Genomic DNA, 12,062 nt, shown 5'->3' on the forward strand with positions numbered 1-12,062 from the left:
CTTCTCCGGTGGGGGACCCGTGATGCCGTTCGGCGGGAATGTCGTGCTGTGCGGTGGAACGAAAGTTTCGGACTCGGCTCCGAATTTCTGCGGTGACCATACGGATGGCGAGGGTGCGGGTCAACCATTCGCGCACGACGGGAAGGGAGTTGGCCGATGGGTAGGTCGGGTGAAGGCCCGTCACCAGCACTGACGGAAACGTCTCGAAACTTTCGACTGGGCGGAGGGGTGGCGGGCTGGGCGACTCAGGGGGTGACGGCGGTCTGCGGAGCCGTCAGGTCCACCAGTCGGCACGCCGTCTCGATGTCGATCCTGACCTGTGCGATGGAGGCCCGGCCCGAGAGCCAGGTGATCAGGGCCGAGTGCCAGGTGTGCTCGATGACCCGGACCGCCGCGAGCTGGTCCGGCGTCGGATCGGCGAGTTCCATGGCGTCCAGGATGATCGCCGTGGTCTGCCGGGACACCTGGTCGACCTCGGGACTCACGCTGCGGTCCGCGAAGGTCAGGGCGCGCACCATCGCGTCGGCCAGCTGTGGCTCGCGCTGGAGGGCGCGGAAGGCCCGCATCAGGGTCTCCGCGGCCCGCTCGGCGGCGGTCTCACCGGACGGCGGCTTCTTCCGCAGGGTCGCGTGCATGTGCTCCAGCTGGTCCTGCATCGTGGCGACCAGCAGATGGATCTTGGACGGGAAGTAGCGGTACAGCGTGCCCAGCGCCACCTGGGAGGATTCCGCGACCTCACGCATCTGCACCGCGTCGAAGCCGCCCCGGCAGGCCAGCTGGGCGCACGCCTGAAGGATGCGGCGCCGGCGCGCCTCCTGCCGCTCGGTGAGGGAGGAGGCGGTGCGCAGGGAAGCGGGAGCGGTGCGCGGCGGGGCGGTGGGGTCGCTGCGCGGCGGGGCGGCGGGAGCGGTGCGGTGGGCGGCAGGGGCGGAGGCCGAGGCCGAGGTGGCGCACGTGGTGCCGGCATCGGGCCGCGCCGCCTTGCCGGCCTTGCTCGACTCGTCCGCCTCGGCTGCCTTCACTGCACCGGCCGCATCGGCCGTGGTGGCCTGATCGGCCGCATTGGCTGCCTTGGTCGCCTTGGTCCTGTTGGCTTCCGCGGGCATGGGTCCCGTCCGTGACACTCGGTGAGGGTGAATGGTCGGACAGCATGGCACGCTGTCCGTCGTGGCGTGAATCACCTGATCCACCGCTCACAACATCCCTACCTGCCGGTAGATTCAGATCCTCCAGACGATCAACTCTGAAACTTGTTCTAGGTTAGCGTCCCGGCGTAATGTCGCGGGACAGTGCAGGGAGAAGGGGGCCCAGAGTGACCGCTGAGGCCAGTCAGGCCGGGCCCTCGGCGGGCCTCGCATCCGACGGCTTGCGACCGCTCCGGATCGCACTCCTCACCTATAAGGGAAACCCGTTCTGCGGTGGCCAGGGTGTCTACGTACGCCACCTCTCCCGCGAGCTCGCCCGTCTCGGACACCGCGTCGAGGTCATCGGCGCCCAGCCCTACGCCGTCCTCGACGAGGGGTACGACGGGCTGAGCCTCACCGAGCTCCCCAGCCTCGACCTCTACCGCCAGCCGGACCCCTTCCGCACCCCGGGGCGTGGCGAGTACCGCGACTGGATCGACGCGCTCGAGGTCGGCACGATGTGGACCGGCGGTTTCCCCGAGCCGCTGACGTTCTCCCTGCGTGCCCGCCGCCATCTGCGCGCCCGGCGCGGCGACTTCGACGTCGTCCACGACAACCAGACGCTCGGCTACGGCCTGCTCGGTGACATCGGCGCCCCGCTGGTGACCACGATCCACCACCCCATCACCGTCGACCGGCGCCTCGAGCTGGACGCCGCCGAGAACGGGAAGCGGCGTTTCTCGGTGCGCCGCTGGTACGCCTTCACGCGGATGCAGAAGCGGGTGGCGCGCCGGCTGCCGTCCGTGCTCACCGTCTCCGGCACCTCGCGCCAGGAGATCATCGAGGATCTCGGCGTACGGCAGGACCGTATCCACGTCGTCCACATCGGCGCCGACACCGACCTGTTCTCGCCCGATCCTTCGGTGGCCGTCGTACCGGGCCGGATCGTGACGACGTCCAGCGCGGACGTGCCGCTGAAAGGGCTGGTCTTCCTCGTCGAGGCGCTGGCGAAGGTACGGGCCGAGCAGCCCGACGCCCATCTCGTCGTGGTCGGCAAGCGGCCCGCGGAGGGGCCCGTCGCGCAGGCCATGGAGCGGTACGGCCTCGAGGGCGCCGTCGAGTTCGTCAAGGGCATCTCGGACGCCGAACTGGTCGACCTGGTGCGGTCGGCGCAGGTCGCGTGCGTGCCGTCGCTGTACGAGGGCTTCTCCCTGCCGGCCGCCGAGGCCATGGCCACGGGTACCCCGCTGGTCGCCACGACCGGCGGTGCGATCCCCGAGGTCGCCGGCCGCGACGGGGAGACCTGTCTGGCCGTACCGCCCGGTGACCCGGGAGCGCTGGCCGCCGCGCTGACCCGGCTGCTCGGGGACCCGCAGCTGCGCGCACGCCTCGGGGCGGCCGGACGGGAACGGGTGCTGCGGAACTTCACCTGGGCGCGCGCGGCCGAGGGCACGGTGGCCCGCTACCGCGAAGCCATGGCGAGGGCCGGCGCGGGCCGGGACGCCGGGGCCGCCCGTGCGGCGGAACCGGCCGCGCGCCGTCCGTCCCCGGCCGGCACCGACGTCCTTTCCGGCACCCTCGCGGACGCGGGCGCCGTCCCGGGCACCCTCGCGGACCAGGGCGCCGTACCCGTGACCGCAGCCGACTCCTCCGACCGTGAAAGCAGGGCCACGTGCTGACCGTCGACTTCTCCCGGTTCCCGCTCGCCCCGGGCGACCGTGTCCTGGACCTCGGATGCGGGGCCGGCCGGCACGCCTTCGAGTGTTACCGGCGCGGTGCGCAGGTCGTGGCGCTGGACCGGAACGGGGAGGAGATCCGCGAGGTCGCCACGTGGTTCGCGGCGATGAAGGAGGCCGGGGAGGCGCCCGCCGGGGCCACCGCCACGGCGATGGAGGGCGATGCCCTCGCCCTGCCCTTCCCGGACGAGTCCTTCGACGTCGTCATCATCTCCGAGGTGATGGAGCACATCCCGGACGACAAGGGCGTGCTCGCCGAGATGGTGCGGGTGCTCAGGCCCGGCGGGCGGATCGCCATCACCGTGCCGCGCTACGGCCCGGAGAAGGTGTGCTGGACACTGTCCGACGCCTACCACGAGGTCGAGGGCGGCCACATCCGCATCTACAAGGCGGACGAGTTGCTGGCGAAGATCCGCGAGGCGGGCCTCAGGCCGTACGGCAGTCATCACGCGCACGCGCTGCACTCGCCGTACTGGTGGCTGAAGTGCGCGTTCGGCGTGGACAACGACAAGGCGCTGCCGGTGCGGGCGTACCACAAGCTGCTGGTCTGGGACATCATGAAGAAGCCGCTGGCCACCCAGCTCGCCGAGCGGGTGCTGAACCCGGTGATCGGCAAGAGTTTCGTGGCGTACGCGACCAAACCGCATCTGCCGCGCGCCGCGGCCGGGGCGGACGCCACGTGACGACCTCCAGGACTCCTCGCGATTCCCGGATCCCTCGGACCGAACACCTCGTCCTGCCCGGTGTTCTGACGGCCGATGATGCCGCCGCGACCGTCGCCGGGATTCTCGCCGTGCAGCGGGAGGACGGTGCGATCCCGTGGTTCCGGGGCCATCACCTCGACCCCTGGGACCACGTCGAGGCCGCGATGGCGCTGGACACGGCGGGTGAGTACGAAGCGGCCGAGCGGGCGTACCGGTGGCTTGCCCGGCACCAGTTGGAGGACGGCTCCTGGTACGCCGCCTATGCCGACGGCGACGTGTCCGACATCACCGACCGGGGCCGGGAGACCAACTTCGTCGCCTATGTCGCGGTCGGGGTGTGGCACCACTACCTCGCCACCGGTGACGACACCTTCCTGGACAGCATGTGGCCCACCGTGGGCGCCGCGGTGGAGTTCGTGCTGCGGTTGCAGCAGCCCGGCGGGCAGATCGGCTGGCGGCGCGACGACGACGGCACGGCCACCGCGGACGCGCTGCTCACCGGCTCCTCCTCCGTCCACCACGCGCTGCGCTGTGCGCTGGCCATCGCCGAGCAGCGCGAAGAGCCGCAGCCCGACTGGGAGTTGGCGGCGGGCGCGCTGCGGCATGCGATCCGGCACCACCCGGAGCGGTTCCTGGACAAGGACCGGTACTCGATGGACTGGTACTACCCGGTGCTCGGCGGTGCGCTCACCGGCGCGGAGGCCAAGGCCCGTATCGAGAAGGGCTGGGAGCGATTCGTCGTTCCCGGGCTCGGGGTGCGCTGTGTGGTGCCCAACCCGTGGGTGACCGGCGGGGAGTCGGCCGAACTCGCCCTGGCGCTCTGGGCGATGGGCGAGTCCGACCGGGCGCTGGAGGTGCTCCAGTCGATCCGGCACCTGCGCGATCCGGGGACCGGCCTGTACTGGACGGGGTACGTCTTCGACGACGACGCGATCTGGCCGCGCGAGCTGACGACGTGGACGGCCGGCTCACTGCTGCTGGCCGTCGCCGCACTCGGCGGCCACGAGCCCACCTGCGCGGTCTTCGGCGGCGATCACCTGCCCAGGGGCCTGGACCCGGACTGCTGCGCGCTCCTCTGAACCGGCCCCACCGCAGGCCGCCATGCGCTTCGGTTGCGGCGCGGGCGTCCGGCGATGGTGTGGCCGGTGAACAGGTGAACAGGTGGACGACGGCGGCGAGTCCGTAGCCGGGCTCGTCGCCGTGCCGTCGCCGCGGCCCTGGTCGGCCCCCGGCCGGGGTGCCCGGACCCCCGGTCACGTGACCGGGTTGCGGTGATGTCCGTACCGGGCGGGGCGGGTTCAGTTGCGGCGCAGGCGGCCGGCGATGGTGTGGCCGATGAACAGGTAGACGACGGCGGCGAGTCCGTAGCCGGCGACGACCCGGGCCCACTCCTCGTCGAACGTGAACAGGTCACGTGACCAGGCCGCGAGCCAGTTGGCCGCGTCATGGACGAACTGGACCAGGTCGTTGGCCCGGTTGGCGTCCAGCAGGTACATCAGAATCCACAGTCCGAGAATGACGGCCATGATGTCCGCGATCACCGCGATGACCGTCCCCGCGGAGGTGGAACCAGAGCGATATCGAGGGGACATACCTTCCGACTGGCCCCGAACGCCCGGTTGAAACCCGGGACGTTCGGGGCCAGTCGGAAGATGGGCGTGAGCTCAGCGGTGGGTGAGCAGCAGCCGCCAGGCCTCCGGGCCGCGCTGCTGGTACTCCACCGCGAAGACACCCGGGTGCCGGTCCTCGATCTGCCGCAGCAGCGGCAGCGGGTCGTGCGGTGCCACGAGCAGCATGGCCTGTCCGGCCGGTACGGCACCGAGTGCGCCGAACACCGTGGCGTGACGCAGGGCGTGCGGCACCTCCCGGACGTCGAGTTCGGGCACCTCCACGTCGTCCGAACCGCCGCATCCGCACGTGCCGCCACAGCCTCCGCCGCCGGCCTCCGCGCCTTCCTCGCTGCCGTGCTCGTGGCCGAGCAGCTCGTGCATGCCCGCCAGGAGCCCGGCGAGGGAGATGTCCGGGGCGCCGGCGATCAGCGGCAGGATGAGGTTGTTCTCCTTGTCCAGGTGCTCCTCGAAGAGGACCTGGAGCGCACGGCCGTCGGCCGCCGCCCGCACGGCCGAGCCGGCCTCGCGCAGCGCGTCGACCAGCGCGACGAGCCTGCGGTGCTCGGCGAGCATGCCGTCGACCAGGAGACGGGCCTCGGGCAGGTCACGGGCGGCCGAGTAGAGGGTGCCCTCCTCGGCGACCGCGTGCGGGATCAGGTCCCGGTCGCAGAAGGCGACCAGTCCGGAGCGGACCTCGTCGGCCCCGGCCGGGTCGCGGTCCGCGGCGGCGATCAGCATGGCCACCCGTCCGGCCAGCTCACCGGCCAGCTGGGCGTGATGTGCCTCGACGGCTTCGACCGCCGCCGCGTCCTTGGGGTCCGATGCGAGGGTGAGGGTGCTCATCAGGGGGCCGTCCTTCCAGCCGTGGGCGACCCGTCCGGTTCGGCCGGGTCCATGTCTGCAATATAGTACGGGCATGACCGTGGAAAATAACGGCCCGCTCCCCGGCAGCGGAGCGCAGCGTGTTCCGCTGTCCCGGCAACGCAGCGGAGTCCTGCAATATCTGCGCGGCCAGTCGGGTCCCGTCACCGCCACCGCCCTGGCCCAGGTGTGCGCGCTGCACGTCAACACCGTCCGCGAGCACCTGGACGCCTTGGTGGACGACGGTCTGGCGGCCCGTGAACGGTCCGCCCCCTCCGGACGCGGCCGACCCGCCTGGCGCTACCGGGCCCGCCCGCCGCAGGAGTCCCCCGCCCGGCACTACGCCGGTCTCGCCGCCGTCCTGGCCGCCCGGATCGCCCGCACCAGCCCCGATCCGCGCGGGGACGCCCTCGCCGCGGGCGAGGACTGGGGGCGCGTCCTGACGTCCGGGCAGGAGCCGTCGGCGGATCCGCGGGAGGCACGCGAGCGGCTGCTGGACCTGCTCGAGGAGATCGGTTTCGCACCGGAGGCCGGCCCGGAGGCGCGCGACGTCCGGCTGCCGCGCTGCCCCTTCGTCGAGACGGCCCGCGAGCACCCCGGTGTCATCTGCGGCGTCCACGAAGGGCTGGCCAGGGCCGCCCTCGCCGCCCTGGGCGAGAACCCCCAGGAGATCGAGCTCCTGCCCTTCGCCGAATCCGACGCCTGCCGCCTCCACCTGGACACCCTCAGCCGACCGTCCGGAGAATCCCGATGACCACCGCCGCCCGGCGGGCCGGCGCCCGCCGCGCCCCTCTGCTGCTGGCCGCCGGCCTCTGCCTGCTCGCCGGGCTCGACGCCGCACTCCTCCTGCTCGGACTCCCCGCCCCGGTCACCGATGACCGTCTGCCCCAGGTGCACGGGGTGCTGCTGGTGCTGGGCTTCGCCGGCACGCTGGTGGCGCTCGAACGCGCGGTCGCCCTGGGCAGCCGATGGGGCTACCTCGCCCCCGCCGGACTGGGCGCCGGGGGCCTGCTGCTGCTCACCCCCGTGGACCTGACCGTCCCGCGGCTGCTGCTCGTCGCCGGGAGCCTCGCACTGACCGCCCTGTACACGCGTTTCTGGCGCCGCCAGCCGAGCGCCGCCCTGCTCGCCCAGGGCGCCGGCGCGGTGTCCGGACTCGGCGCGGCGCTGCTGTGGCTCGGCGGCCTCGACGTCCCGCGGCTGCTGCCCTGGCTGGTCGCCTTCCTCGTCCTGACCATCGCGGGCGAGCGACTCGAACTGGCCCGTGTGGCAGTTCTCACACCGCACGCCGAGCCGACCTTCGTGGCCTGCCTCGGGGCCGTCGTCACCGGAGTCGTCACCACCCTGATGTGGCCGGCCACCGGCACGCTGCTCCTCGGTGCCGCCCTGCTCGCGCTGGTCGCCTGGCTCGTCGCGCACGACGTCGCCCGCCGGCTGCTGCGCTCCACCGGACTGCCCCGCTTCTCCGCCGCCTGCCTGCTCGCCGGCTACGCGTGGCTGGGCCTGGCCGGCGCGTTGTGGCTGCTGGGCGGCCCGGTCGCCGAGGGGAGCCGCTACGACGCCGTGGTGCACGCCGTGTTCCTCGGCTTCGTGATGTCGATGATCATGGCGCACGCCCCGGTGATCCTGCCCGCCGTACTGCGCCGCCCGCTGCCCTACCACCCCGGGCTCGCGGTGGCGGCCTGGCTGCTGCACCTCTCCCTCGTCCTGCGCGTGGTGGTCGGTGACCTGCGGGAGATCCGCGGGGCGTGGCAGCTCGGCGGGGTGCTCAACATCGTCGCGGTGCTGCTCTTCGTCCTGACGGCGGCGGCCTCGTCGGTGGCGGCCACCCGACGCGCCGCCACCCCTGCCAGGTCCCCCGACCCCGTCTCCCCCGGCCCCGTCTCCGACTCCGCCGACTCCGCCGACTCCGCCGACTCCGCCGACTCCGCCGACTCCGCCGGCCCCGTCTCCGCCGACCCGAGGAACACCCGGTGACCACGCAACTGTCCTCACCCCCGGCGAGCGGCCCCGCCCCGACGCCCCCCGGACGATCACCGCGCGCGCTGTGGCACCTCGGTGTGAACGCCGTCGTGGTGGCCTGGCTCGCGCTGTTCGCCGCGGTTGGGAGCGCCCACCACTTCCTGCCGCACGCGTCCTGGCTGCTGGTCCACACGCTGCTGCTCGGGGCGGTCACCAACGCCGTCGTCATCTGGTCGGGCCACTTCGCCGCGTCCGTGCTCCGGCTGCCGGAATCGAACCGGGGCGCCCCGGCCGCCCTGCGGCTGGTCTGCCTGAACGCCGGAGCCGTCGCCGTCATCGGCGGCATGTTCTTCGACCGGTGGGCCGTCGTGCTCGTCGGCGCGTGTCTGGTCGCGGCGGCCGTCACGGCCCACGCCGTGTGGTTGGTCCGGCTGCTGCGCCGGGCGCTGCCCGGCCGGTTCACCATGACCGTGCGCTACTACATAGCCGCCGCCGCCCTGCTGCCCGTGGGGGCCGCGCTCGGCGTCGTCATGGCCCGCGGTGACCTCGGCGGGGACCTCCCCGACCGGCTGCTGATCGCGCACGAGCTGATCAACCTGCTCGGCTGGGTCGGCCTCACCGTGGCCGGAACGCTGATCACCCTGTGGCCCACGATGCTGCGCACCCGGGTGGCGGACGGCGCGGAACGGGCCGGGCGCCGCGCCCTGCCCGTGCTGCTCACCGGACTCGGCGCGGCCGTCGCCGCCGCCCTGCTCGGGCCCCCGGCGCTGGCCGCCCCCGGGGTGGCCGCCTACGCCGCCGGGCTCGTCGTCGCGGGCATCCCGTGGGTGCGCGAGGCCCGGGCGAAGACCCCGCGCTCCTTCGCCGCCTGGTCGGTGGCCGCGGGCAGCCTCTGGCTCGCCGGGTCACTGCTGGTCCTGGCCGGCATCCTGCTCTCCACGACGTCCTGGATCACGGTGGCGGAGCGCACGTCCCTGCTGACCGCGCCGCTCGCCGCGGGCTGGATCGCCCAGGTGCTGCTCGGCGCCCTCAGCTTCCTCGTCCCCGTGGTCCTGGGCGGCGGCCCCACGGCTGTACGCGCCGCCACCGCCGGACTCGAACGGGCCTGGCCCGCCAGGCTGACCATCACCAACGCCGCGCTGCTGCTCTGCGTCCTCCCGGTGCCGTCCATGGTCCGGGTGGTGAGCTCCGTGCTGCTCCTGGTGATGCTCCTGCACTTCCTCGTCCTGCTGGTCCTCACGGTCGTACGGGGCCTGCGGAACCGTCGGAACGGGGCGGCCGCACCGGCAGTCCCGGACGGGCCGGCGACCCCGCACCGCGTGCTCGGGGGCGTGGCCGTCGGGCTCGCGGTCGTGATGCTGGCCGTCGCGGGCGGCGGTGCGGCGGACGTGCGGTCGCTGCCGATCCTGGAGCGGTCCGCCGCGACGAGCGCGGACGGCGGCGAGGTGACGCCGACCGGTGACACCACGACGGTCGAGGTGACGATCCGCGGCATGCGTTTCTCCCCGGCCTCCGTCGAGGTGCCCGCCGGCAACCGCCTGGTGGTCGAACTGCACAACACCGGCACCGACACACACGACCTGGTCCTGGAGACCGGCGCCCGCACCGACCGGCTCGCCCCCGGGAAGCGGGCGACGCTGGACGCGGGGGTCGTCGGCCGGGACCTGGACGGCTGGTGCTCGGTGGTCGGACACCGGCAGATGGGCATGGTCTTCGCGGTGGAGGTCACCGGGGACGGCGCAGCCGCGCAGGACAACGAGGCCGCCGAGGAGAACGGGACGTCGAAGGAGAACGGGACGTCGAAGGAGAACGGCACCGGGCACGACCACGGCGGGACGGCATCCGAAGGCGACGGCGCCTCCGCCGCGGACGCCTTCGACCCGATGGCCGAACCCGCCGACGGCTTCACCGCACGCGACGCCCACCTTCCTCCCGCCTCGGAGGCGTCCGGCCCCCGGCTGCACAAGCGCACCCTCACCGTGCAGGAGGCGGAGGCCGACGTGGCCCCCGGTGTACGGCAGAAGCTGTGGACCTTCGGCGGAACGGCCCCCGGGCCCGTCCTGCGCGGCCGCGTCGGTGACACCTTCGAGATCACCCTCGTCAACGACGGGAGCCTCGGCCACTCCGTCGACTTCCACGCCGGAGCGCTGGCACCGGACCGGCCGATGCGCACCATCCAGCCCGGCGAGTCGCTGACGTACCGGTTCAAGGCCACCCGCAGCGGGGTGTGGATGTACCACTGCTCCACCATGCCGATGTCCCTGCACATCGCCAACGGCATGTTCGGCGCCGTGGTCATCGACCCGCCCGACCTGCCGGCCGTGGACCGCGAGTACCTGCTGGTGCAGTCCGAGTTCTACCTCGGCGAGCAGAACGGGACGGCCGACGCCGGCAAGCTGAACGCGAAGGAGCCCGACATGGTCGCCTTCAACGGGTACGCCAACCAGTACGACCACGACCCCCTGACGGCGAAGGTCGATGAGCGCGTACGGATCTGGGTGCTGACGGCGGGGCCGAACGTGCCCAGTGCCTTCCACGTCGTGGGCGGGCAGTTCGACACGGTGTTCCGTGAGGGTGCGTACGACCTGAAGCCGGGCAACCCGGAGCGCGGGGGCGCACAGGTCCTCGATCTCGCCCCCGCGTCGGGCGGCTTCGTCGAGCTGACCCTGCCCGAGGCGGGCAACTACCCGTTCGTCACGCACATCATGAGCGACGCGGAACGCGGTGCACACGGTGTGCTGCGCGTGCGCTGACCGGGCCGAACGGCCCTGTACCGGTGCCCCGATGGGCCCATGAGCCCGTCGGCGCACCGGACCTAGCCTGGCGCGGAGCGCACCGCGCGATCCCGCCGTTGTGAGTGAGCCGTAGTGAGTGAGCCGTTGTGAATGAGGCCTCCGTGAACCGCCGCCGCCGTGATCTGCCGCTCGTCTACTCCTGCTCGGGCTGTTCGAGCGCGGCCCAGATGACCAACTGGATCGCGGTCCAGCTCGACCGGCGCGGCATCGCCGAGATGTCGTGCATCGCCGGTGTCGGAGGGGACGTGCCGAGCCTGGTGCGCAAGGCGCGCAGCGACCGGCCGGTCGTCGCCATCGACGGGTGCGTGCTGCAGTGCGCCCGCAACTGCCTCGCCCGGCACGGCGTGACGCCGGCCGTGCACCATCTCCTCAGCGACGACGGCGTGCGCAAGCGGCTGGGGGAGGACTTCGACCCGGAGCAGGCGGAGCGGGTGCTCGACGGACTGATCGCCCGGATCGGCGAGGAGACGGGTTCCTCCTAGGCGCCGGTGCCGTTACCCGTGCGCCGCAGGGTCGCCACGCACAGGTGCGGGGTGACGAAGGGCTCCAGGCCCTCGGCGGCAAGGGGGGCCCGAAGGGTCTCCACCGTGCCGCGCATCAGGCCCAGGTGGATTGCGCAGACGATGTCCGGGCGGTGCTGTGCCACCTCGCGGAACGGGCAGTGGTGCAGGCGCAGCCGCCGGTCGGCGCCGCCGTCCGGGTCCGCCCCCGCACCCGTCCCGGTCTCGTCCGCACCCGTCCCGGTCTCCTCCGCCTCGGGCTCCGTCACGAAGCCCATGTCCTCCAGGGTCGCCACCAGCCGGCGTTCCCCCTCCTCGGCGCTGATGCGCTCGGTGGGGGCGGGAGCGTCGGTCAGATAGGCGCCCCACGAGTGACCGGCCCGCGTCGCGGCGGCGACCGGGTCCTCCACCGAGGACGAGACGACGCCGATGAGGATGTCGGAGAGCAGCCGGAAACTGCGGGAACCGTCCGGTCCGTCGGTGGCGGCGGCCGAGTAGACCACCTTGGGCCGTCCCGGTTCGTCACGCGGCGCGGTGCCGCGTACCGCCAGGTTGTCGGCGACGAGCGCGTCCAGGTGGAAGCGGGCGGTGTTGAGATGGATGCCGGCGTGCGCGGCGATGTCGGCCACGCTCACCGGGCCGTCCGCCTCGCGCAGCATCTGCAGGACGGCGGCGCGCCGCCCGCGCTGGGCCGGACCGCCGGTGCCGGGATCGGTGAGCTGTCGTCGTGGGGCCATGTGTGGATAGTACAACTGTAGGGGTTAGAAACA

General features: G+C 72.9%; 11 protein-coding genes. 7 read left to right on the forward strand and 4 right to left on the reverse strand.

Features of this window, described 5'->3' with window-relative positions; all coding sequences use genetic code 11:
• Positions 1-245 precede the first annotated feature (245 nt).
• Positions 246-848, reverse strand: a complete 603-nt coding sequence (locus tag ACZ5C2_RS04060) for a TetR family transcriptional regulator (protein WP_468786698.1) — start codon at positions 846-848, stop codon at positions 246-248.
• 464 nt (positions 849-1,312) lie between these two features.
• Between ACZ5C2_RS04060 and ACZ5C2_RS04065 the strand changes: the two genes are divergently transcribed.
• From ACZ5C2_RS04065 to ACZ5C2_RS04075, 3 genes are read left to right on the forward strand one after another with little or no spacing between them, the layout of a single operon-like run.
• Entirely contained in the window at positions 1,313-2,803 is a 1,491-nt protein-coding gene (locus tag ACZ5C2_RS04065) for a glycosyltransferase family 4 protein (RefSeq protein ID WP_468786281.1), read from the forward strand.
• Positions 2,797-3,543 carry a class I SAM-dependent methyltransferase gene (locus tag ACZ5C2_RS04070; RefSeq protein WP_468786283.1) on the forward strand — a complete coding sequence of 249 codons (747 nt, stop codon included), beginning with the start codon at positions 2,797-2,799 and terminating at the stop codon, positions 3,541-3,543. The genes ACZ5C2_RS04065 and ACZ5C2_RS04070 overlap by 7 nt, the downstream gene beginning before the upstream one ends.
• Positions 3,540-4,643, forward strand: coding sequence for a prenyltransferase/squalene oxidase repeat-containing protein (locus ACZ5C2_RS04075; RefSeq protein WP_468786285.1), 1,104 nt, complete (start codon positions 3,540-3,542; stop codon positions 4,641-4,643). Before ACZ5C2_RS04070 ends, ACZ5C2_RS04075 begins: the two co-directional genes overlap by 4 nt.
• A gap of 219 nt (positions 4,644-4,862) precedes the next feature.
• Here ACZ5C2_RS04075 and ACZ5C2_RS04080 read toward each other — a convergent pair whose 3' ends face one another.
• Together ACZ5C2_RS04080 and ACZ5C2_RS04085 are read right to left on the reverse strand one after the other, a co-directional pair.
• Positions 4,863-5,156 (reverse strand): hypothetical protein, encoded by a 294-nt coding sequence (locus tag ACZ5C2_RS04080; protein WP_468786287.1) that lies wholly within the window; start codon positions 5,154-5,156, stop codon positions 4,863-4,865.
• Positions 5,157-5,228: 72 nt separating this feature from the next.
• Complete coding sequence (locus ACZ5C2_RS04085; RefSeq protein ID WP_468786289.1) at positions 5,229-6,017, reverse strand: DUF2249 domain-containing protein; 789 nt, start codon at positions 6,015-6,017, stop codon at positions 5,229-5,231.
• 73 nt (positions 6,018-6,090) lie between these two features.
• Between ACZ5C2_RS04085 and ACZ5C2_RS04090 the strand changes: the two genes are divergently transcribed.
• The 4 genes from ACZ5C2_RS04090 (at position 6,091) to ACZ5C2_RS04105 (ending at position 11,274) form a co-directional block, all read left to right on the forward strand.
• On the forward strand, positions 6,091-6,789 hold the full coding sequence (locus ACZ5C2_RS04090; RefSeq protein WP_468786291.1) for a helix-turn-helix transcriptional regulator: 699 nt from the start codon (positions 6,091-6,093) through the stop codon (positions 6,787-6,789).
• A complete protein-coding gene (locus ACZ5C2_RS04095; RefSeq protein ID WP_468786293.1) occupies positions 6,786-8,012 on the forward strand; it encodes a hypothetical protein in 1,227 nt (408 codons plus the stop codon). The genes ACZ5C2_RS04090 and ACZ5C2_RS04095 overlap by 4 nt, the downstream gene beginning before the upstream one ends.
• Positions 8,009-10,750: a multicopper oxidase domain-containing protein gene (locus ACZ5C2_RS04100; RefSeq protein WP_468786295.1), complete on the forward strand. Its 2,742-nt coding sequence runs from the start codon at positions 8,009-8,011 to the stop codon at positions 10,748-10,750. Before ACZ5C2_RS04095 ends, ACZ5C2_RS04100 begins: the two co-directional genes overlap by 4 nt.
• A gap of 143 nt (positions 10,751-10,893) precedes the next feature.
• Positions 10,894-11,274: a putative zinc-binding protein gene (locus tag ACZ5C2_RS04105; RefSeq protein WP_468786297.1), complete on the forward strand. Its 381-nt coding sequence runs from the start codon at positions 10,894-10,896 to the stop codon at positions 11,272-11,274.
• Here the strand turns inward: ACZ5C2_RS04105 and ACZ5C2_RS04110 are convergent.
• Positions 11,271-12,029: a helix-turn-helix transcriptional regulator gene (locus ACZ5C2_RS04110; RefSeq protein WP_468786299.1), complete on the reverse strand. Its 759-nt coding sequence runs from the start codon at positions 12,027-12,029 to the stop codon at positions 11,271-11,273. The genes ACZ5C2_RS04105 and ACZ5C2_RS04110 overlap by 4 nt on opposite strands.
• Between the last annotated feature and the right edge of the window lie 33 nt (positions 12,030-12,062).

This window comes from Streptomyces sp. NPDC031365, from assembly GCF_055569765.1.